Source organism: Streptomyces yamdrokensis, from assembly GCF_053890455.1.
The window spans coordinates 4,329,527-4,351,537 of the sequence record NZ_CM132679.1; the positions used below are offsets into that span (position 1 = coordinate 4,329,527).

Consider the following 22,011-nt stretch of genomic DNA (forward strand, 5'->3'; position numbering starts at 1 on the left):
CAAAGGGTGTCGAGCGCGGAGGCGTGCGGGGGCCCGGGGAGGCGTGAGGTTGTTCGCCCGTAGCGGAGGGAACTGCTGCACCCGGCATGGACTGTCGGTCGCAGCGGGTAAGACATCCCTAGTGGGAGGGGGCGACACACGGGCCGGCGGGTCTCGCGTTCGCCATCGGCGTACTGGCGATAGGGGTAACTGCCTGGTCTGCGGGAACATCGTCTCGCACCATCGGGTTGGAGCATATGTCGGCGTTCGAGGTCAGGAGGCCATCGACGGTGTCGGCAGTTGGAATGAGCGGTCCCCGCTTGCGGGACTAAGCTGCGGAAGGACAGGGAGGGGAAGTTCCCCCCACTGCCTGACCGCTCTGAGGAGCGATTAACGATGTTCGAGAGGTTCACCGACCGCGCGCGGCGGGTTGTCGTCCTGGCTCAGGAAGAAGCCCGGATGCTCAACCACAACTACATCGGCACTGAGCACATCCTCCTGGGCCTGATCCACGAGGGTGAGGGTGTCGCCGCCAAGGCCCTTGAGAGCCTCGGGATTTCGCTCGAGGCGGTCCGCCAGCAGGTGGAGGAGATCATCGGGCAGGGCCAGCAGGCCCCGTCGGGTCACATCCCCTTCACCCCCCGTGCCAAGAAGGTGCTCGAGCTGTCGCTCCGCGAGGCGCTGCAGCTGGGTCACAACTACATCGGCACGGAGCACATCCTGCTCGGCCTGATCCGTGAGGGCGAGGGCGTCGCCGCCCAGGTCCTGGTCAAGCTGGGCGCAGATCTGAACCGCGTGCGGCAGCAGGTCATCCAGCTGCTCTCCGGTTACCAGGGCAAGGAGACCGCCACCGCCGGCGGTCCTGCCGAGGGCACTCCCTCCACGTCCCTGGTCCTCGACCAGTTCGGCCGGAACCTCACCCAGGCCGCTCGTGAGTCCAAGCTCGACCCGGTCATCGGGCGCGAGAAGGAGATCGAGCGGGTCATGCAGGTGCTGTCCCGCCGTACCAAGAACAACCCGGTGCTGATCGGTGAGCCCGGTGTCGGCAAGACCGCCGTCGTCGAGGGCCTCGCCCAGGCCATCGTCAAGGGCGAGGTGCCCGAGACCCTCAAGGACAAGCACCTCTACACCCTGGACCTCGGTGCCCTGGTCGCGGGCTCCCGCTACCGCGGTGACTTCGAGGAGCGCCTGAAGAAGGTGCTCAAGGAGATCCGCACCCGCGGCGACATCATCCTGTTCATCGACGAGCTGCACACGCTGGTCGGTGCGGGTGCCGCCGAGGGCGCCATCGACGCGGCCTCCATCCTGAAGCCGATGCTGGCGCGTGGTGAGCTCCAGACCATCGGCGCGACCACGCTGGACGAGTACCGCAAGCACCTGGAGAAGGACGCGGCCCTCGAGCGCCGCTTCCAGCCGATCCAGGTCGCCGAGCCGTCCCTGCCGCACACCATCGAGATCCTCAAGGGTCTGCGCGACCGGTACGAGGCGCACCACCGTGTCTCGATCACCGACGAGGCGCTGGTGCAGGCCGCCACCCTGGCCGACCGGTACATCTCGGACCGCTTCCTCCCGGACAAGGCGATCGACCTGATCGACGAGGCCGGCTCGAGGATGCGCATCCGCCGGATGACCGCGCCGCCGGACCTGCGCGAGTTCGACGAGAAGATCGCCGATGTCCGCCGGGACAAGGAGTCCGCGATCGACTCGCAGGACTTCGAGAAGGCCGCCTCCCTGCGCGACAAGGAGAAGCAGCTCCTCGCCGCCAAGGCCAAGCGGGAGAAGGAGTGGAAGGCCGGCGACATGGACGTCGTCGCCGAGGTCGACGGCGACCTGATCGCCGAGGTCCTCGCCACGGCCACCGGCATCCCGGTCTTCAAGCTGACTGAGGAGGAGTCCTCGCGTCTGCTGCGCATGGAGGACGAGCTCCACAAGCGGGTCATCGGCCAGAAGGACGCCGTCAAGGCGCTGTCGAAGGCGATCCGCCGTACGCGTGCCGGTCTGAAGGACCCGAAGCGTCCCGGTGGTTCGTTCATCTTCGCCGGCCCGTCCGGCGTCGGTAAGACCGAGCTGTCCAAGGCCCTCGCCGAGTTCCTGTTCGGTGACGAGGACGCGCTGATCTCCCTCGACATGTCGGAGTTCAGCGAGAAGCACACGGTCTCGCGTCTCTTCGGTTCGCCCCCCGGCTACGTGGGCTACGAGGAGGGCGGTCAGCTGACGGAGAAGGTGCGCCGCAAGCCGTTCTCGGTCGTCCTCTTCGACGAGGTCGAGAAGGCCCACCCGGACATCTTCAACTCGCTGCTGCAGATCCTGGAGGACGGTCGCCTGACCGACTCCCAGGGCCGGGTCGTGGACTTCAAGAACACGGTCATCATCATGACGACCAACCTCGGCACCCGGGACATCTCCAAGGGCTTCAACCTGGGCTTCGCAGCCGCCGGCGACAAGAAGTCCAACTACGAGCGCATGAAGAACAAGGTGTCGGACGAGCTCAAGCAGCACTTCCGTCCCGAGTTCCTCAACCGTGTCGACGACGTGGTCGTGTTCCCGCAGCTGTCCCAGGAGGACATCCTCGCGATCGTCGACCTGATGATCGAGAAGGTGGACGAGCGCCTGAAGGACCGGGACATGGGCCTCGAGCTCTCCCAGTCCGCCAAGGAGTTGCTGTCCACGAGGGGCTACGACCCCGTGCTGGGCGCCCGGCCGCTGCGCCGGACCATCCAGCGCGAGATCGAGGACTCGCTGTCGGAGAAGATCCTCTTCGGCGAGCTGCGCCCCGGCCACATCGTGGTCGTGGACACCGAGGGTGAGGGCGAGAGCGTGACCTTCACCTTCCGCGGTGAGGAGAAGGCGGCCCTGCCCGACGTCCCGCCGATCGAGCAGGCGGCCGGCGGTGCCGGCCCGAATCTCAGCAAGGACGCGTAAGCACGTCGGTGTGTGACGCGTCAGCGTGACGGCAGCCGAAAGGGGCCGGTGCCCGGGAGGGGCACCGGCCCCTTTCGCATGCCGTGTCCGGGGTTACGAGAGCCGGCCGTCGTAGTCCGGCAGCTTGTAGGTCCTTTCGGCGTGGCCGCCCGACAGGTCGGTGTCGTTGTTGCCGATGTTGGCGATGATCGTGTAGCCCTTCGACTCGATGGCGACGCGCTTGGCCGTCTTGTACGCGGCCACGTTCCGGAACAGGTCGGTGAGGCTGCGGACGTACAGCCCGGCGGACTCGTATCCGGCGTGGTCGAGGTTGTACTCGGTGAAGGCCCCGATGATGCCCGGCCGGGCGGTCACGAAGAACACCGCCACCCCGCGCTCCTGGGCGTACTGCGCGACCTCCAGGACCGGCTCGTTGGCCGGTGCCGGGAAGCTGAAGCCGAAGTCGGACTCCAGTGCGGTGTTGTCGATGTCGAGGACGATCGCCTGCTTCTCGCCCGGCCGCGGGTTCGCGATCCGCTGCTGCAGTTGCGGCAGGGCCTGGTCCATGACCGCCTGGCAGTCACGCTGCCAGGTGTCGTAGTCGACGTCTGCGGCGGCTGCCGTGGCTGTCACGGAGGCCGCCGGGGCGGCCGTTGCGGAGGTGCCGGTGGCGGTCGCCGCCTGGGCGGGGACGGCCAGGGCCACCAGGGCCGCGGTGGAGACGGCGGTGACCGATGCGCGGCGCAGCCAGGGGCGTCGGCTTCTCATGTGGTGGGGGGTCCTCTCGGGCTCGTAACGCTGCCGATGGGTCGATGTGTCGTGTGCATGTTCGTCGTGGAGGGTGACGCGAGGTGAACCGTAGGGTTACCGCGCGGTAGGTGGCCAGAGAGGTGCACGCCACATTTATGGAATGTCCGAACCCCGCCCCCGGTGACATGCTCCACAGGCGTTTCGTCCGGTACTAGCCGGAATAGTGGGGAAACGCTAAAACGCAAAACGGACATTTAACGTAAAGCTCTGATTGATCAGCCTCAAATGGGGCTTTCGTCCGGTACGGGCGGGGTGTCAAGAGACGTCCATCTCACTGAGGAAGTACGAAGGTCTGTCGTAGATACCCCTTTTTGTGCCTTTGTGGGCGGAGGGGTTACCAAGGGATGGCCACTTCGGAACGGACCTGTTCGTCCGGTGGCTTTCCTTTGCTCCCTTCCTCATGAGGTTCAGATGTCCCAGCGCGTCACGCCCCGTTCCTTCCTCACGTCCCACCTCCGCACCCGTGCGGCCGTCATGGCCGCCGGCATGGGAGTCACGGCCGTCGTGGGAGCCGGGATCGCGGCCGCCGCCGACACCACGGCCGCAGGCAGCGAGACCGCCAAGGCCGTGCAGGCCCAGGCGGACGCCCAGGCCGAGGCCGCGAAGTCCGAGGCCGCGAAGTCCGAGGCCGCCGAGAACAAGAAGCCCGCCGAGGCGAAGAAGGCCCAGAAGGCCGAGAAGCCGGCTCAGCCCGCCAAGAAGAAGGCGTCCTGGGTCGACCCGGTGAAGAATTACAAGATCTCCGCGAGCTACGCCCAGGCCGGCGGCATGTGGCAGTCCGCCCACAGCGGGCAGGACTACGCGGTCCCGAACGGCACCAAGGTCGTGGCCGCGCACGGCGGCACGGTCGCCAAGGCGGGCGGCAACGGCGCCGGCGACGGCCCGGCCTACGGCAACGCCGTGGTCATCAACCACGGCAACGGCACGTACTCCCAGTACGCCCACCTCTCCGAGGTGAACGTGCAGCCCGGTCAGGTCGTCAAGACCGGCCAGAAGATCGCCGCGTCCGGCAACACCGGCAACTCCAGCGGCCCCCACCTGCACTTCGAGATCCGGACCAGCCCGAACTACGGCTCCGCGATCGACCCGGTCAAGTTCCTGCGCGGCAAGGGCGTGCAGTTCTGAGGGCTCCGGTCCAAAAACCGGGTCCCGGCCCCGGGTCGCCCCGGCCGGACGCCCTACGGCAGTACCGGATAACTCCCGGTGTTCGTAGGCGCGTGTTCCGGCAGCCACAGCACGGCGACCGCCCCCTCGGCCCGCGCGTCCTCGGACGCGCCGGCCGGCCGCACGTTGCGGAAGGTCAGCCGTGCGCCCAGAACCCGGGCCTGCCCGGCCGCGATGGTCAGGCCCAGACCGTGACCGCGCCCGGCCCGGTCCGTACTGCCGGTGCGGAACCGGCTCGGTCCCTCGGCAAGCAGCTCCGCGGGAAAGCCGGGCCCATGGTCGCGGACCCGGACGACCCGCCCCTCGACGGAGACCTCGATGGGCGGCCTGCCGTGCCGGGCGGCATTGGCCAGCAGGTTGAACAGCACCCGCTCCAGACGCCGCGGGTCGGTGGTGACCTCCGACTCGCGCACCACGCGCACCGTGACGCCCGGGTCCTTCGCCGCGACCCGCCGGGTGACGAACTCGCCCAGCAGGATGTCCTGCAGCTCGGCCCGCTCGGACGCGCCGTCCAGCCGGGCCACCTCCAGGACGTCCTCGACCAGGGTGCGCATGGCCTTCGCCCGGTCCAGCACCAGCTCGGTCGGCCGGCCGGGCGGCAGGAGTTCGGCGGCGGTCAGCAGACCGGTGACCGGGGTGCGCAGTTCGTGCGCGATGTCGGCGGTGACCCGGCGCTCGGCCTCCAGCCGCTGACGCAGCGCGTCCGCCATCGCGTCCACCGCGCTGGCCAGGTCGTCGGTCTCGTCCCGGACGACCCCGCCGATGGCCTCGCGCACCCGGACCTCCGTCTCCCCCTTGGCGACCCGGTTGGCGGCGCTCGCCGCCTTGCGCAGCCGGCGTGACAGGTGCCCGCCGATCAGCACCCCGAGCGCGCTGCCGCCCAGGACGACCGCGATGGAACCGATCACCAGGGCCTGGTCGAGGTCCTTGAGGATGTCCGAGCTGCGGTCCGTGAAGCCTGAGTGCAGGGACATGACATGGCCGTTCTTCAGCGGTACGGCCGCCCAGATGTCCGGCGCCCCGCCCGGCCGGTCGGCCACGTAGGTGGCCCGCCGGCCCTCCTCCACCTTCGCCCGCAGCTCCGGCGGCAGTTCGGGGTCGTCGACCTTGGTGTTGGGGAAGTTCAGCCGCCCGGACAGCTCGTAGTTGCGTTGGGCGATCATGATGCGCTCGTCGGCGAGATCGCGCGCGTTGTCCAGCATCGACACCCGGGCCGCGTTGTGCACGACCAGGCTCAGCGCGACCGCCACCAGCGCGCCGACCAGGGCGATGGCGGCACTGAGCTTCCATCTCAGCCCGGTGAGGACGCCCGCCCGCTCGAGTCCCGCACCCACCAGCCGTCCGACGTGTCGCCGCATGTCCGTGCTCAGGCCTTCAGTTTGTAGCCGAAGCCGCGGACCGTCTCGATGCGGTCCTGGCCGATCTTCCCGCGCAGCCGCTGCACATGGACGTCGACGACGCGGGTGTCGCCGCCCCACCCGTACTCCCACACGCGTTCGAGCAGCCGGTCGCGGGAGAGGACGGTGCCCGGCGCCGAGGAGAACTCCAGCAGCAACCGCATCTCGGTCGGAGTCAGCGCCACCGGGGTCCCGGCCCGACGCACCTCCATGCCCACGGTGTCGATCTCCAGTTCACCGAAGGCCAGAGGGCCGGCGAGGGCCCCGGCCTCCGCTTCCTCCCGGCTGCCGTTCGCCCGGTCGAACCGGCGCAGCACCGCCCGGATACGGGCGACCAGGACGGCACCGTCGAACGGCTTGGTCACGTAGTCGTCGGCGCCCGCCTCCAGGCCCAGGACCACGTCGATGGCGTCCGCCCGCGCCGACAGCATGATCACCGGCACCATCGACTCGTCGCGGATGCTCCGGCACAGGCTGACGCCGTCGAGGCCGGGCACCATGACGTCGAGCAGTGCGATGTCCGGCCGGTCGGCGCGGAACGCCTCCAGGCCCGACAGCCCGTCGGGCATTGCTGTGACCGCGAAGCCGTCCCGCTCCAGCGCGAGTTGGGTGGCCTCACGGATGACGTCGTCGTCCTCGACGAACAGGACGTGGGTCTGGTCTGCCATCCCGGTGATCCCAGCTCTCAGTTCTCGTGCTCAGGTCTCGGTGCTCAGTGCTCAGTGCTCGGTGCCCGTGCGGTGTCGGACCGGTGCGAGGGTTTCACCCCGCCCACCGGACGGACGCGGGGACCGCGCGGAGGGTTCATCCCCTTCATCGGACCGCGCGGCCCGCCGGTTCACGCCGCACGCCCTCACCTGTGGTCCGGGGCCGGTCCCGGCCGGCCCCGGCCCCCGGATCTCAGCTGCCCGGCATCGCTGTCGGCTCAGCGCCGGACACCTTGCCGTAGTCGTTGTGGGTGCGGAACTCCTCGGCGAACCGGCCCGCGGCCCAGCGGTAGGTGATCACGTTCTCGCCGGACGGACTCGACACCGGGTCGCCCCGGTCGTACACCTGCATCGTCACCACCAGGTCCCCGCGGTCGATCTCCGCGTACACGGGGGGCTCCTCGGTCTGGAACACGTTCACGTACGCACCGCCTTGGTCGCGGTACACGTACGAACCGACGCCCACCGCGTCTCCGCAGGTCAGGACGTTGACGACGACGTCGTTCGCGGTCCCCCCGGTGAGGTTGCCGTAGCTCACGTCGACGGGGTACTCGTCGCCCACGCACGGCTCCAGCTCCCGCTTGACCGCCGCCGAGACGGCCGGGTCCCCCTTGATCAGCCGCACCGCGTCCACCCGGCCCCCGGCCCCGGTCGCGGCCTCCGCCCGTGAGGGTGTGGGCAGGGAGGAGGACGAGGAGGTGGGCAGCGGGCTGACCGCCGAGTCCGCGTGCGCGGGACCCTCGTCACGGGCACCGGTGCCGCCCGTACCGCAGGCGGTGACGAAAAGGACGAGGGCGGCGAGCACGGACGTCGCCGTGGTCGCCGCCTGGGTGGTTCTCCGGACCCCCGTGGGTCCCGCGCCGGTCAGGCCGCGCAACGCTCCCGCTCCTCACGCTCCAGCGCGCGTGCGTCCAGCTCGCGGGTTTCCAGCTCCTCGCGGAGCCGGGCGAGCGCCCGGTGCAGCGTGCTCTTGACCGTTCCGGCCGACATGCCGAGTGCGGCGGCCGTCTCCTCCGTGGACATCTGCTCCCAGTGTCGCAGCACCACCACGCTGCGCTGCTTCGGGGCGAGCACCTTCAGTACGTCCATCAGGAGGGCGCGGTCGGCGTGCTGCTCGGTGGCGTCGTCCACGCGGGCGTCCGGGAGCTGCTCGGTGGGCACCTCCTCCAGCTTGCGGGCGCGCCACCACTCGGTCCGGGTGTTGATCATGACGCGGCGCAGGTAGGCGTCGGCCAGCCGCTTGTCGGCGATCCCGTCCCAGCGGCCGTACGTCCGGGCCAGCGCGGTCTGCAGCAGGTCCTGCGCGTCGACGGGGTCCGGCACCAGACGGCGGGCGCTGCGCAGCAGCGCGTCCTGCCGGGTGCGGACGTACTCCTCGAACCCGAGCACCTCGCCCTGCGCCATGGTGAACCGCCTTCCGTTCCCCGTACCGGCCCGCCCGTGCGGCCCGGTCCACTGCCGTGATCCGTGGTGGTCGCGCCCCGGCGCGCTGTGTGCGCTGCGTTCCGCGTCGCGTGTGGCGTGCGGGGCATGGGAACGAAGGTACGGAGGCGTTGTCACGGCACTGTGCGGAGCAGCCTGCGGCCTGCCCTCGGCTGTCCGTCGGTTGTGTAACGGAAGTAGGAGCGAGGTAAGACGGTGGGGGATTTGGGCGCCTTATGGGTCGATGTGTGCCGCCCGGGAGGGAACGCGGAACAGCCGGGCGGGAGTCGGGCCGGTGGCGGTCAGGTCGACGGCAGCCGGTAGAGCCCGCCGGGCAGTGGTTCGACCAGACCGTCGGCGACCAGGCCGTCCAGCGCGCGGGCACGCTGCACCGGCTCCTGCCACACCCGGTCCAGGGCCGCCTGCGGTACGGGACCGTGCGCCTCCCGGAGCACGGCCAGCAGTCGGCCGCGGACCTGACGGTCCGTGCCCGCGTACGTCTGCCCCCGGCGTGGCGGGCCGTCGTGTGCCGGCTTGTCCGCGAGCCGCCAGGCGCACTGCTCGGCGATGGGGCAGCGATGGCACGACTCGTTCTTCGCCGTGCACACCAGCGCCCCCAGCTCCATGGAGGCGGCGGCCCACCGTGCGGCGGTCGACTCGTCCTCGGGCAGCAGCGCACGGGCGAGCCGGCGTTCGGCGGCCGTGGTGGCGTTCGGCGGGTACTGGACACCGGTCACCGCACGGGCGAAGACCCGGCGCACGTTGGTGTCCAGCACGGCGTGCCGCTGCCCGTACGCGAACGACGCCACGGCGGCGGCCGTGTACTCGCCGATGCCGGGCAGCGCCAGGAGCTGCGCGTGGTCGGCGGGTACGTCGCCACCGTGCCGTTCCGTTATGGCGGCCGCGGCGCCGTGCAGCCGCAGCGCACGGCGCGGGTAACCGAGCCGGCCCCAGGCGCGGACGGCCTCGCCGGGCGCCTCGGCGGCGAGGTCGGCGGGGCGCGGCCAGCGGGCCAGCCACTGCTCGTAGACGGGCAGGACCCGGTTCACCGGGGTCTGCTGGAGCATGAACTCGCTGACCATCACCCCCCACGCGCCGGCCTCCGGGCGCCGCCACGGCAGGTCCCGGGCGTGCTCGTCGAACCAGTCGATGACGGGGGAGTGGAGCGGCGCTCCGGGAGCGCGCTCGGACACGTGGTCGGCAGTGCCGTCGGGCTGGGGCTTCGTGAGAGCAGTCATGGCCTCTCGATCCTGCCACGACCACCGGCACGAACGGCGACATCGCCACCCCGTCGCGCCGCCGTGGCGGTCCGATCCATGGCCAGAGCTGCAAGGGACGCGATCGCGAACGCGGGGGCGCCGGAGTGCGGAGCTCCCGGTGGCCGGGACGACCTCCGGACTCCCCGGTCACGGACCGTAAGGGGGGCGATCTTATGATCACACTCCGCGACCATCGCGTGGCGCGCCTGACGAAGAGCGGAAAAGAGCGGCGGTTTCCGGGATGATGATCCGGAAAAGTTGACCTCTCGGCGGCGGGTGGGACCAGCGAAGGCCGGGATTTCTCGTACAGTTTGCGCCGTGGGATCTCTGCGCAATCCGGTCGGGCCGCTTCCCTCCTCCATCTACTGGCGAAGGAGGGCCGTACTGCTGTCCTTGCTGGGCGTGTTGGCGTTGCTGGTCACCTGGGTCGTCGTCTCCGGCGGCGGGGACGGCGGCGGGCACGACAACGGGGCCAACGGCAAGAATCCCACGCCCTCCACCATCACTCCGGGACCGTCGAGTTCGGGGCCGGCGATCAGTCAGGCGCCGGGCGGCCGTGACGAGTCCGGTGACGAGGACTCGGGCGGCTCCTCGTCCGGCACCGGTGCGGGGGACGACGGGGCGAACGGCGACCCCGGTGACTCCGGCGGGCCGGACGGCGGTGGTTCGGGCGGCGGTGGTTCGGGCGGTGGTTCGGGCGACGGCGACGGCGACGGCGGGGGCAGCGCCGGCGGCGGCTCCGGGGGCGGTACGGCGGGGGTCGGCGCGGGTGACGCGCTGCCGGCCGGTTCCGGACTCCCCAAATGCACCGCGACCGCGGTCAAGTTCAGCCTGAGCAGCGTCCGGAACTCCTACGAGCCCGACGGGACGCCCACCTTCCGGCTGACCGCGCGGAACATCTCCGGCAGCGACTGCAAGGTGGACCTCGGCCCGGAGGGCACGGTGCTGACGGTCACCCCGGCGACCGCCGACGACACGTACTGGGCGTCGGACGACTGCCCCAGGGGTGCGGGGAGCCTGGTGTTCCGGGTGCCCGCGGACGACAGCATCACGTACACCGTGAAGTGGGACCGCAAGCCGAGTGCCCCGCAGTGCGCGACGCCGCCGGCCGGGTCGGCCAAGGCGGGCACGTACCTGGTCGAGGCGAAGACACCGGGATTCGCCAAGGTGCAGACGTCCTTCGTGCTGAAGAGCGCCTGACACCCACCCGAGCCGCAGCCGCGGGGCCGGTCCGGCACGACCCGCCGGGGCGGGCCGGGGTGGGCCGGAGGGTCTGCCGCAGCCCCGCGGGGCCTGTCGGACGCTCCCCGCCCGGCCCGTGACGCCTGGCGCCCGCTCTCCCGGGCTCTGCGAGCGGGGGCCCGGCCGCGTCGCCGAAACGCGGTGGATCCTCCCTCACCGCCGGCTCCGCCCGGGGAAGGACTCCGCCGAGGGCGCTGCGGCGTCCTGCGCTCGCACGGCGCCGGACGCCGCGGGCTGCGCGCCCTTCGGGCGGACGGCGACACCGGTCGGACTGACCTCAGACGTACCGCTCCAGGATCGAGCTCTCCGCCAGCCGCGACAGGCCCTCCCGGACGCTGCGGGCGCGGGCCTCGCCGACGCCGTCCACCGCCTGGAGGTCGTCCACGCTGGCTGCCAGCAGCTTCTGCAGGCCGCCGAAGTGCTCCACCAGGCGGTCGATGATCGCGCCGGGCAGCCTCGGCACCTTGGCGAGGAGCCGGAAGCCCCGCGGGGACACGGCCGAGTCCAGGGTCTCGGGGGAGCCGGTGTAGCCCAGCGCCCGGGCCACCGTGGGCAGGTCCAGCAGTTCCGCCTGGGGGAGACCGTTCAGGTCGTGCAGGGCCTGGTCGACCGTGCGGGAGCGCTTGGCGGTGGGCTCGGGCACGTAGTCCCGCACGACCAGCTCGCGCTCCGGCTCCACACCCGCGATCAACTCGTCCAGCTGAAGGGCGAGGAGACGGCCGTCGGTGCCCAGTTCGACCACGTATTCGGCGATCTCGGTGGCGATGCGGCGCACCATCTCCAGCCGCTGCGCGACCGCCGAGACGTCCCGCACGGTCACCAGGTCCTCGATCTCCAGCGCCGACAGCGTGCCGGCGACCTCGTCGAGGCGGAGCTTGTAGCGCTCCAGCGTCGCGAGTGCCTGGTTGGCGCGGGACAGGATCGCCGCCGAGTCCTCCAGGACGCGGCGGTGGCCGTCGACGTAGAGGGCGATCAGGCGCATCGACTGGGAGACCGAGACGACCGGAAAACCGACCTGCCTGGAGACCCGGTCGGCGGTGCGGTGCCGCGTGCCCGTCTCCTCGGTCGGGATCGTCGGGTCCGGCACCAGCTGGACGCCCGCCCGCAGGATCTTCGACAGGTCGGACGACAGGACTATGCCGCCGTCGAGCTTGCACAGCTCGCGCAGCCGGGTCGCGGTGAACTCGACGTCCAGGACGAAACCGCCGCTGCACAGTGTCTCGACGATCTTGTCGGAACCGAGCACGATGAGACCGCCGGTGTTGCCCCTCAGGACGCGCTCCAGGCCGTCACGCAGGGCGGTACCGGGTGCCACGGCGCTCAGCGAGGCGCGCATCAGGCGATCGGAGCCGGTACTCCCGCCGGACTTTCCGGGAGCTGCTGCCCGGTCGTTGGCTGCCACTGCACTCCTCCGGTCGCGGTGTCGGGGGGCGCCCCCGCTCAGGGTCTCCCGTTCGGATCATGCCCCGCTCCCTGTCCGGTCTGATCCGAACAGGGGACCCTAACGCACTCGGTTCGTACGGACGGGCGAGACCAGGGCAAAGTCTACCGGCGGTCCTCCTCGTCCCGTGGGGCGTCCCGGCGACGCGACCGCGGAAGGACGCGCAGGGCGTCCCCTATGTCCGCGACTTCCAGAACCTTCATCCCTGACGGGATTTTGCCCGGATCGCCCGGCACGAGCGCGTGCGTGAAGCCCAGGCGGTGCGCTTCGGAGAGCCTGCGCTGCACCCCCGTCACCCGTCTGACCTCGCCCGCGAGGCCGACCTCGCCGATCGCGACCAGGTTCTTGGGCAACGGGGTGTCGCTCGCCGCCGACGCCAGGGCGAGCGCGATCGCCAGATCCGCCGCCGGCTCGGAGAGCCGCACCCCGCCGACCGTCGCGGAGTAGATGTCCCGCTTGCCCAGGGCGCTGATGCGCCCGCGCTGTTCCAGCACGGCGAGCATCATCGAGACGCGCGAGGTCTCCAGCCCCGACGTGGTGCGGCGGGGGGAGGGGATCTGCGAGTCGACGGTGAGCGCCTGCACTTCGGCGACCAGCGGGCGGCGGCCCTCCAGCGTCACCGTCAGACAGGTGCCCGGCACCGGCTCCGCGCGGCGGGTCAGGAACAGCCCGCTGGGGTCGGCCAGGCCCGTGATGCCCTCGTCGTGCAGTTCGAAGCAGCCGACCTCGTCGGTGGTGCCGTAGCGGTTCTTGACACCCCGGACCAGACGCAGACGCGCGTGCCGGTCGCCCTCGAAGCTCAGGACGACGTCCACCAGGTGCTCCAGCAGGCGCGGGCCCGCGATCGCGCCGTCCTTGGTGACATGGCCCACCAGCAGCGTGGACATCCCGCGCTCCTTCGAGGCGCGGATCAGCGCGCCCGCCACCTCGCGCACCTGGGCCGTGCCGCCCGGCGCGCCGTCGAGTTCCGGGGAGGCGACCGTCTGCACCGAGTCGAGGATCAGCAGGGACGGCTTCACCGCGTCCAGATGGCCGAGGACGGCGGACAGATCCGTCTCTGCGGCGAGATACAGGTGGTCGTCGATGGCGTGGATCCGGTCGGCGCGCAGCCGGACCTGGCTCGCCGACTCCTCGCCCGTGACGTAGAGCGTGCGGTGTTCGTCGCTCGCCGACTTGGCCGCGACGTCCAGCAGGAGCGTGGACTTGCCGACACCCGGCTCGCCCGCGACGAGCACCACCGCGCCGGGGACCAGCCCGCCGCCGAGCACCCGGTCCAGCTCGGGAACGCCGGTGGAACGGGCCGTGGCCTGCCGGCCGTCGACCTGGCCGATGGGCACGGCGGAGGTGGTGACCCGCCCCGGCGCCGTCGTACGGACCGCGGACACGCCGTACTCCTCGACCGTCCCCCAGGCCTGGCACTCGGGGCAGCGGCCGAGCCACTTCGCGGTCTGCCAGCCGCACTCGGTGCAGCGGTAGGACGGTCGGTCCTTGGTGGTCTTGGAACGGGCAGCCATGGTCGAAACCGTAGCGCCCCGCACTGACAGCCCGGCGCCCCGGAGCCCGGCCACCGGCCCGGCCACCGGCCCGGTCGCCGGCCCCGGGACCGGGCCGATCCCCCCGCCCCGCCCGTGGAACGAGGGGTTCCCGTCCCCGATTGAGGGATCGTTTCACCCGTACGGATTAAAAGTGCGCAGGGCTCCGGAAGAGGCCGCCCCCGGCCGCCTACGGTCGCCGAATGACGACCAGTGGCCCGGAGATCCCGACCCGCACGACCGGCGCACACCGGGCGCACCGCGAGGTGCGCGACCGCGGGGCGGCGCGCGCGCTGGCACACCGGCCGTCCACCTGCCACGAACCGTATCTGGACGGCCTGTTCACCTACTGCCTGTCGGTGCTGTGCGACCACGACGCGGCGACCGCGGCCCTGGCCGACGTCCTCACGCTCGCGGAGCGCCGCGGCCGGCACGTCCCGGAGGCGCCCGGGGACCGCAGGGCGTGGCTGTACGCACTGGCCCGCTGGGCCTGCCTGCGCAAGCTGGCCGAGGCCCGGCAGAAACGTCAGGTCACCCCCGCGGCGGGCCGGACCGGCCGGCAGGGGCCGGCGCGGACCGCCGCCCCCGCCGGCCCCGCCGTCTCCGAGGAGGTGCGGGAGCAGCGCCGCCGTGAACTGGCCCTGCTCGCCTGGCCGGAGGCGGCGGGCACCACGCCGGAGCAGCGCGAGGCGCTCGAACTCGCCGTCCGGCACCGTCTCGGAGCCCACGAGGTCGCCGCCGTGCTCGGCATGCAGCCGGACACCGCCCGCGAACTCCTCGCCTCCGCCGCCTGCGAGGTCGAGCGCACCCGCGCGGCACTCGCCGTCGTCGAGACCGGCGCCTGCCGGGGTGTGGCGCATCTCACCGGCGACGACCGGCTCGTCCTCAGCAGCGCACTGCGCCGCGAACTCGTCCGGCACGTCGACGACTGCCCGCACTGCCGCCGCACCGCGGGCCGCGCCATTCCCGGCCGCTGGCCCGGCAACTGCGTCACCCCCGACGTCCTGCCCGTCCTTCCGGCCCCCGAAGCGGCCCTGCGCACCGCTCTCGCACACCATCCGCGCGCGCGGCGCGGCGCGCCCCGCTTCGACCGGCGCGGCTTCCCGATGGACCCCAAGGACCGCGTCGCCCGCCGGGACCGGCTGCGCGCGCGTGCGGTCACGACGACCGTCGTCGCCACCGTCGTCGCCGCGCCCGTGCTCGCGCTGTACGCCGCCTACCGGGGCACCCCCGCCGGCGAGGGCCGGGACGGCCGGTCGGCCTCCGCGCGGCAGGACGACTCGACCGTCGGCCTCGACGGCCCGGGCGGCTACGAGAACACCGGCAACGCCGGCACGCGGCCCGAGGGCCCCTTCGGCAGGGACGGCGAGAGCGGCAGGAACGGCGAGAGCGACAGGGCGGACGTGTCCGTGGAGGTCGTCGGGGTCGCCGGCGCCGGTCACGGGGGAGCCTCCGTGCTGGGCGTCACCGCCGGGCACAGTGGCGACACCACACTGATCACGCTCGCCGCGCGGGGCGCCGCGCCGGTCCGCTGGTCCGCGTCGACGGGGGCGCCCTGGCTCTACCTGAGCCAGTCGTCGGGAACGCTCCGGGCGGGGCAGTCGCTGACGGTCAGGGTGCACGTCGACCGGTTGCGCGAGCCGTCCGGCCGCTGGAGCGCACGGGTGGCGGTCTCGCCCGCCGGTGCCGTGGTGGCCATCGACGGCCACGGTCATGGCGACGCACCCGGCCCGTCCTTCCCGGACGCCCCGCTCCCCGGTCACTCCGAAGGCCCCGGCCGTCCCGGCAGCACGGGAAGTCCGGGAACGGCGCACCCCGCTCCCCCGGGCAGCCCGCCCCCGAGCCCCGGCGACCCGGCCGGCCCCCCGCCGTCGTCCCCGTCCCCGGCACCCACGCCACCGCCCCGGCCGGAGCCCGCCCCGAGCGATCCGCCCCCGTCGCCCGGCCCGGTGCCCGCGGAACCGCCGCCCGGAGGCCTGGCCGCCCTCGCCCGCCCGGCGGACACGACACCACCGCCCACCGAGGACGACGACGAGGACGACGACGCCAGTGGTGACAGGGGCGGCGACGACGACCCGAGTCCGTCCGCGTGGTGACCGGCGTGGCTTTCAGGGGGCCTTGCACTATGCCCGCCCGGGTCGCGCGGCCCGGCACCGCACCTCGCCGCGTTGCCGAAAAGCCCTGGTAGCTCCGCTACAAGGGCTCTCCGGCGCCTTGCGAGGCACAGCACCGGACCACGCGACCTCATCGGGCGCTCATAGTGCAAGGACCCCTCAGGCCCCGTGACCGGTAGCCCGTGTCCCGCGCGTCGGCGGACGGGTCAGGCGGGATCCGCCGGATGCGGTGCCAGCAGCGGGAGCTGCGAGGCCAGCCGCTCCTCGCACAGCTCGGCCAGCCGGTCGTAGCCGGCCTTGCCCATCAGCTCGGTCAGCTCCGCCCGGTAGGACACGTACACGGGGTCGCCCGCGCCGTGCGCCGAGGTCGCCGACGTGCACCACCAGTGCAGGTCGTGGCCGCCCGGACCCCAGCCCCGGCGGTCGTACTCACCGATCGACACCTGCAGTACGCGCGTGTCGTCGGGCCGGTCGATCCAGTCGTAGGTCCGCCGGACCGGCAGCTGCCAGCACACGTCCGGCTTGGTCTCCAGCGGCTCGCGGCCCTCCCGTACGGCGAGGATGTGCAGCGAACAGCCCATGCCGCCGGCGAAGCCCGGCCGGTTCTGGAAGATGCACGAGCCCTCGAAGGGACGCGTCTGGCGGTCTCCGTCCTCGTCCTCGGAGACCCAGCCGCCCCGGATGCCCTCGTCGTGGTGCTGCCAGATGTCCGGCGTCAGCCTCGCCACATGACCCGCGACCCGCTTCTCGTCGTCCTCGTCCGAGAAATGCGCCCCCAGGGTGCAGCATCCGTCGTCCGCACGGCCCGCCTGGATGCCCTGGCAACCGCTGCCGAAGACACAGTTCCAGCGAGAGGTCAGCCAGGTCAGATCGCAGCGGAACACCTGCTCCTCGTCCGCGGGATCGGGGAACTCCACCCACGCCCGGGCGAAGTCGAGGCCCTTCTCGTCGTTCGGCGGCACCCCCGACGGACCGTCGACCGATTTGGCCGTCTTGGCCTGGTCAACCTGTTTGGTCTTCTTGTCCGTCTTCTCGGTCTTCGCCTTTTTCGTCTTTGGCACCCGTCCAGGGTAAGTCGCCCGGATCACGGTCCTGTACCGGACCGAGTGTCCCGGGACGGGGTTCAGGCCGCGCGACGGGCAGTAGCGTTCCGTACATGAGACTCGGTGTCCTCGACGTGGGTTCGAACACGGTGCATCTGCTGGTGGTGGACGCGCACCCCGGAGCGTGTCCGCTGCCCGCGCACTCCCACAAGGCGGAGCTGCGCCTCGCCCAGCTGCTGGACGCCGACGGTGCGATCGGCCCCGGCGGTCTGGACCGGGTGATCCGGGTCGTCCGCGACGCGCTCCGGGCCGCCGAGGACAAGGGCGTCGAGGAACTGCTGCCGTTCGCGACCTCGGCGGTGCGCGACGCCCGCAACGCCGGCGAGGTCCTGGAGCGCGTACGCGGGGAGACCGGAGTCGAACTCCAGGTCCTCACCGGTCCGGAGGAGGCCCGGCTGACCTTTCTCGCCGCCCGCCGCTGGTTCGGCTGGTCGGCGGGAAAGCTGCTGGTCATCGACATCGGCGGTGGCTCGCTGGAGATCGCCTTCGGTATGGACGAGGAGCCCGACGCGGCGGTGTCGCTGCCGCTGGGCGCCGGCCGCCTCACGGGCACCCGGCTGCCCGGCGACCCGCCGGCACCGGACGACGTCCGGGCGCTGCGCCGGCACGTCCGCACGGAGATCGCCCGTACGGTCGGCGAGTTCAGCCGCCTCGGCCCGCCGGACCACGTGGTGGCCACCTCCAAGACCTTCAAGCAGCTCGCCCGCATCGCGGGAGCCGCCCGCTCCGCCGAGGGCCCGTACGTCCCGCGCGAACTGAAGCGCCAGTCCCTGGAGGGGTGGGTGTCGAGGCTGTCCGCGATGACCACCGCCGAGCGCGCCGAGCTGCCGGGCGTCTCCGAGGCGCGCGCGGGCCAGCTGGTCGCCGGGGCACTGGTCGCGGAGGCCGCGATGGACCTGTTCAGGGTGGAGTCCGTGGAGATCTGCCCCTGGGCACTGCGCGAGGGTGTCATCCTGCGCCGCCTGGACCACATGGGGCCCGCCTAGGCCCTGCCGTCACGTTCCCGCCTGTCTCCCGACTGCCTCCCGACGCCGTGCACGCTCCCCGAGCTCCCCGAGCAGGGGCCACATGACGCCGCGAGGTCCGCCCTGTGGGCGGACGACGGGAAGACGACGACAGGGCCCGGCGGCATCCCGCGCGGGAGGCCGGCGTACCGGGGCGCCGTGAACGCCCACCGTGCGGTGGCCGGCGAACCGGGCCGTGCGACGGTGTCCGGTTGGCTCGATCACACGGCGGCCGCCCGGACCACAGGTCCGTCGAACGGACGAAGCGCCCCGTGGCCTGCGGACACGCGGCCGCGGCCACGCCGGACGGACCCCGGCCGAAGCCCACCGCCCGCGTCCCGCCCGTCGAACACACCCCGTACGCTGTCCCTCGTGGCAGATTCAGCGGTGCGCATCCCGGATGCGAAGGTCGCTCTGTCGACGGCCTCCGTCTATCCGGAGTCGACGGCGACGGCCTTCGAGATCGCCGCGCGCCTCGGGTACGACGGTGTCGAGGTCATGGTGTGGACCGATCCGGTCAGCCAGGACATCGAGGCGCTGCGCCGGCTCAGCGACTACCACCGCATCCCCGTCCTCGCCGTGCACGCCCCCTGCCTGCTCATCACGCAGCGCGTGTGGTCCACCGACCCCTGGACCAAGCTCCAGCGGGCCCGCTCCGCCGCCGAGAGGCTCGGTGCAGCCACGGTCGTCGTCCATCCGCCGTTCCGCTGGCAGCGCCAGTACGCCCGTGACTTCGTCGACGGAATCTGGCGGATGGCGGACGAGACGGATGTGCGGTTCGCCGTGGAGAACATGTACCCGTGGCGCTACCGCGACCGCGAGATGCTCGCCTACGCCCCCGACTGGGACGTCACCAAGGACGACTACCGCCACTTCACGATGGACCTCAGCCACGCCTCGACATCCCGCACCGACACCCTCGGGATGCTCGACCGCATGGGCGACCGCCTCGGTCACCTCCACCTCGCCGACGGCCGGGGCTCGGCCAAGGACGAGCACCTCGTGCCCGGCCGCGGTGACCAGCCCTGCGCCGAGGTGCTGGAGCGCCTCGCCCACGGCGGCTTCGACGGCCATGTCGTCATCGAGGTCAACACCCGCCGCGCCATGTCCGGCGCCGAGCGCGAGGCCGACCTGGCGGAGGCGCTGGCGTTCACCCGCCTGCACCTGGCGTCGGCGGCCCCGGCGCTGCGGACGCCGCGCCGATGACCGGCGTCGGCGCGCCCGGAGGCCCGGACGCGTCCCCCGGCCGCAACGGCATCGCACCCCGGCGCCGTGGCCGGCCCCCGCGCACGGAGTCGGCCGACACCCGCGACCGCATCCTGGACGCGGCCCGCGAGGAGTTCTCCGAACGCGGGTACGACAGGACGTCCGTGCGGGGCATCGCCAAGTCGGCCGGGGTCGACTCCGCACTCGTGCACCACTACTTCGGCACCAAGGAGCAGGTGTTCGAGGCGGCCGTCGAGGTCGCCTTCGCTCCGGTGTTCAAGGGCCGCCAAGCGGTTCTCGACGCTCCGTTGGAGGAGGTCGGGGAGCGGATGACCCGGATGATCCTCGGCCTGTGGGAGAACCCGGTGACCCGGGCCCCGCTGCTCGCGATCATCCGGTCCGCCGTGAACAACGAGACCGCCGCCGGGGTCTTCCGTCGCCTGGTCGCCGGCCAGCTGCTGCGCCGTATCGCGGGACAGCTCGACCTGCCGGACGCGGAGCTGCGCGCCGAGCTCGCCGCCGCCCAGCTGGTCGGGATCGCGATGATCCGGTACGTGATCAAGATCGAACCGCTGGCCTCGGCCGACCCCGAGCAGATCATCGGGCGGGTGGCGCCGGTGGTCCAGGGCCATCTCACCGGCCGCTGACGCACCGCGCCCCACCCCCGTACCGCAGTCCCCGCACCACTCCCGCACTGAGATACGTATCCCGTATTACGGACACCCCGTCCCGCCCACTGGATGACGGGCGTACGCTCGACGACAGTCAGAAGCCTCTGACCCCGGCACCCCGAGAAGGTCTGAAGGAGCGAGCGACGATGCCCGAGCTGAGGTCCCGCACAGTCACCCACGGCCGCAACATGGCGGGCGCGCGCGCCCTGATGCGAGCCTCCGGTGTGCCGGGTGCGGACATCGGCAGGAAGCCGATCATCGCCGTCGCCAACAGCTTCACGGAGTTCGTCCCCGGGCACACCCACCTCGCGCCGGTCGGCCGGATCGTCAGCGAGGCGGTCGTGGCGGCCGGCGGCATCCCGCGCGAGTTCAACACGATCGCCGTCGACGACGGCATCGCGATGGGCCACGGAGGCATGCTGTACTCCCTGCCCTCCCGCGACCTGATCGCGGACAGCGTGGAGTACATGGTCGAGGCCCACTGCGCGGACGCCCTGATCTGCATCTCCAACTGCGACAAGATCACCCCGGGCATGCTCAACGCCGCTCTGCGGCTGAACATCCCGACGGTCTTCGTCTCCGGCGGCCCGATGGAGGCCGGCCGGGCGACGCTGGTCGACGGCACGGTCCGCACGCTGGACCTGATCGACGCGATGGTGGACGCCGCCAACGACAAGATCTCCGACGCCGACGTCCTGCGCATCGAGGAGAACGCCTGTCCGACCTGCGGCTCCTGTTCCGGCATGTTCACCGCCAACTCGATGAACTGCCTCACCGAGGCCATCGGCCTGTCCCTCCCGGGCAACGGCTCGGTCCTCGCCACCCACACGGCCCGCAAGGCGCTCTACGAGAACGCCGCCCGCACGGTCATGGACATCACCCGCCGCTACTACGAGCAGGACGACGACACGGTCCTGCCCCGCAGCGTCGCGACCGTCGCCGCGTTCGAGAACGCGATGGCGCTGGACATCGCCATGGGCGGTTCCACCAACACGATCCTGCACCTGCTGGCCGCCGCCCAGGAGGCGGAGGTGCCCTTCGGCCTGACCGAGATCGACGCCCTCTCGCGCCGCGTCCCCTGTCTGGCGAAGGTCGCGCCGAACGTCGCCAAGAGCCGTACGTACTACATGGAGGACGTGCACCGCGCGGGCGGCATCCCCGCCCTGCTCGGCGAACTGCACCGCGCGGGCCTGCTGAACGAGGACGTGTACTCCGTCCACAGTCCCACCCTGGCCGACTGGCTGAAGACCTGGGACATCCGCGGCGGCTCCCCGTCCCCGGATGCGGTGGAGATGTGGCACGCCGCCCCCGGCTGCGTCCGCTCCGCGGAGGCGTTCTCCCAGTCCGAGCGCTGGGACACCCTCGACGAGGACGCCGAGGGCGGCTGCATCCGCTCCGCCGAGCACGCGTACTCCAAGGACGGCGGCCTGGCCGTGCTGCGCGGCAACCTCGCCGTGGACGGCTGCGTGGTCAAGACGGCCGGCGTCGACGAGTCGATCTGGACCTTCGAGGGGCCGGCGGTCGTCTGCGAGTCGCAGGAGGAGGCCGTCGAGAAGATCCTCACCAAGCAGGTCAAGGAGGGCGACGTCGTCGTCATCCGCTACGAGGGCCCCAAGGGCGGCCCCGGCATGCAGGAGATGCTCTACCCGACGTCGTACCTGAAGAGCCGCGGTCTCGGAAAGGCCTGCGCCCTGATCACCGACGGCCGGTTCTCCGGCGGCACGTCCGGCCTCTCCATCGGCCACGCCTCCCCGGAGGCGGCCTCGGGCGGCGTCATCGCCCTGGTCGAGGACGGCGACCGGGTCCGCATCGACATCCCGAACCGCTCGGTCGAGCTGCTGGTCGACGACGCCGAGCTGGCCCGCCGCGAGCGGGCACTGGACGGTGCGTACGCCCCGAAGAACCGTGAGCGCAAGGTCTCGGCGGCCCTGAAGGCGTACGCGGCGATGGCCACCAGCGCCGACAAGGGCGCGGTGCGGGACGTGTCGAAGCTGGGCTGAACCGCCCGCGACCCCTACGAGGCCCGCGACTCCTACGGGGCCCACGGGACCCAAGGGGC

The 22,011-nt window shown here is 72.0% G+C and carries 17 protein-coding genes; 8 read left to right on the forward strand and 9 right to left on the reverse strand.

The genetic code is table 11. The features are described 5' to 3' along the window. Positions 1 to 375 precede the first annotated feature (375 nt). Complete coding sequence (locus ACWZEH_RS19275; RefSeq protein ID WP_456192407.1) at positions 376 to 2,901, forward strand: ATP-dependent Clp protease ATP-binding subunit; 2,526 nt, start codon at positions 376 to 378, stop codon at positions 2,899 to 2,901. A gap of 93 nt (positions 2,902 to 2,994) precedes the next feature. On the opposite strand, the gene ACWZEH_RS19280 is transcribed toward ACWZEH_RS19275, so the two are convergent. Next, complete coding sequence (locus tag ACWZEH_RS19280; RefSeq protein WP_456192408.1) at positions 2,995 to 3,648, reverse strand: HAD family acid phosphatase; 654 nt, start codon at positions 3,646 to 3,648, stop codon at positions 2,995 to 2,997. 453 nt (positions 3,649 to 4,101) lie between these two features. On the opposite strand from ACWZEH_RS19280, the gene ACWZEH_RS19285 reads away from it, so the two are divergent. Continuing rightward, entirely contained in the window at positions 4,102 to 4,815 is a 714-nt protein-coding gene (locus ACWZEH_RS19285) for a M23 family metallopeptidase (protein WP_456192409.1), read from the forward strand. Between the two features lie 53 nt (positions 4,816 to 4,868). Here the strand turns inward: ACWZEH_RS19285 and cseC are convergent, their stop codons facing one another. From cseC to ACWZEH_RS19310, 5 genes are all read right to left on the reverse strand, one after another. Beyond that, the gene (gene cseC / locus ACWZEH_RS19290) at positions 4,869 to 6,332 is read right to left on the reverse strand and encodes a two-component system sensor histidine kinase CseC (protein ID WP_456192410.1); all 1,464 of its coding nucleotides are present in this window, start codon (positions 6,330 to 6,332) and stop codon (positions 4,869 to 4,871) included. Then, a complete protein-coding gene (cseB, locus tag ACWZEH_RS19295) occupies positions 6,221 to 6,919 on the reverse strand; it encodes a two-component system response regulator CseB (RefSeq protein WP_456192411.1) in 699 nt (232 codons plus the stop codon). Before cseB ends, cseC begins: the two co-directional genes overlap by 112 nt. Before the next feature lie 232 nt (positions 6,920 to 7,151). Beyond that, positions 7,152 to 7,835, reverse strand: coding sequence for a hypothetical protein (locus ACWZEH_RS19300; protein ID WP_456192412.1), 684 nt, complete (start codon positions 7,833 to 7,835; stop codon positions 7,152 to 7,154). Continuing rightward, positions 7,823 to 8,362: a SigE family RNA polymerase sigma factor gene (locus ACWZEH_RS19305; protein WP_456192413.1), complete on the reverse strand. Its 540-nt coding sequence runs from the start codon at positions 8,360 to 8,362 to the stop codon at positions 7,823 to 7,825. Before ACWZEH_RS19305 ends, ACWZEH_RS19300 begins: the two co-directional genes overlap by 13 nt. A gap of 320 nt (positions 8,363 to 8,682) precedes the next feature. Beyond that, positions 8,683 to 9,618 (reverse strand): HhH-GPD family protein, encoded by a 936-nt coding sequence (locus tag ACWZEH_RS19310; protein WP_456192414.1) that lies wholly within the window; start codon positions 9,616 to 9,618, stop codon positions 8,683 to 8,685. A 339-nt stretch (positions 9,619 to 9,957) separates the two neighbouring features. Between ACWZEH_RS19310 and ACWZEH_RS19315 the strand changes: the two genes are divergently transcribed. Beyond that, complete coding sequence (locus ACWZEH_RS19315) at positions 9,958 to 10,839, forward strand: hypothetical protein (RefSeq protein ID WP_456192415.1); 882 nt, start codon at positions 9,958 to 9,960, stop codon at positions 10,837 to 10,839. 319 nt (positions 10,840 to 11,158) lie between these two features. Here the strand turns inward: ACWZEH_RS19315 and disA are convergent, their stop codons facing one another. Both disA and radA read right to left on the reverse strand, forming a co-directional pair. Beyond that, the gene (gene disA / locus ACWZEH_RS19320) at positions 11,159 to 12,283 is read right to left on the reverse strand and encodes a DNA integrity scanning diadenylate cyclase DisA (RefSeq protein ID WP_456192416.1); all 1,125 of its coding nucleotides are present in this window, start codon (positions 12,281 to 12,283) and stop codon (positions 11,159 to 11,161) included. 143 nt (positions 12,284 to 12,426) lie between these two features. Further along, entirely contained in the window at positions 12,427 to 13,836 is a 1,410-nt protein-coding gene (gene radA / locus ACWZEH_RS19325) for a DNA repair protein RadA (RefSeq protein ID WP_456192417.1), read from the reverse strand. A 221-nt stretch (positions 13,837 to 14,057) separates the two neighbouring features. Between radA and ACWZEH_RS19330 the strand changes: the two genes are divergently transcribed. After that, complete coding sequence (locus ACWZEH_RS19330) at positions 14,058 to 15,950, forward strand: BACON domain-containing protein (protein ID WP_456192418.1); 1,893 nt, start codon at positions 14,058 to 14,060, stop codon at positions 15,948 to 15,950. A 224-nt stretch (positions 15,951 to 16,174) separates the two neighbouring features. Here ACWZEH_RS19330 and ACWZEH_RS19335 read toward each other — a convergent pair whose 3' ends face one another. Then, positions 16,175 to 17,029, reverse strand: coding sequence for a DUF3109 family protein (locus ACWZEH_RS19335; RefSeq protein WP_456192419.1), 855 nt, complete (start codon positions 17,027 to 17,029; stop codon positions 16,175 to 16,177). 95 nt (positions 17,030 to 17,124) lie between these two features. Between ACWZEH_RS19335 and ACWZEH_RS19340 the strand changes: the two genes are divergently transcribed. The 4 genes from ACWZEH_RS19340 to ilvD all read left to right on the forward strand — a co-directional run bounded on the left by ACWZEH_RS19340 (position 17,125) and on the right by ilvD (position 21,952). Further along, complete coding sequence (locus ACWZEH_RS19340; protein ID WP_456192420.1) at positions 17,125 to 18,057, forward strand: Ppx/GppA family phosphatase; 933 nt, start codon at positions 17,125 to 17,127, stop codon at positions 18,055 to 18,057. Between the two features lie 390 nt (positions 18,058 to 18,447). Next, entirely contained in the window at positions 18,448 to 19,281 is an 834-nt protein-coding gene (locus ACWZEH_RS19345; protein ID WP_456192421.1) for a sugar phosphate isomerase/epimerase family protein, read from the forward strand. Next, positions 19,278 to 19,928 (forward strand): TetR/AcrR family transcriptional regulator, encoded by a 651-nt coding sequence (locus ACWZEH_RS19350; protein WP_456192422.1) that lies wholly within the window; start codon positions 19,278 to 19,280, stop codon positions 19,926 to 19,928. Before ACWZEH_RS19345 ends, ACWZEH_RS19350 begins: the two co-directional genes overlap by 4 nt. 170 nt (positions 19,929 to 20,098) lie before the next feature. Continuing rightward, positions 20,099 to 21,952 (forward strand): dihydroxy-acid dehydratase, encoded by a 1,854-nt coding sequence (gene ilvD, locus ACWZEH_RS19355; RefSeq protein ID WP_456192423.1) that lies wholly within the window; start codon positions 20,099 to 20,101, stop codon positions 21,950 to 21,952. Positions 21,953 to 22,011: the final 59 nt, after the last annotated feature.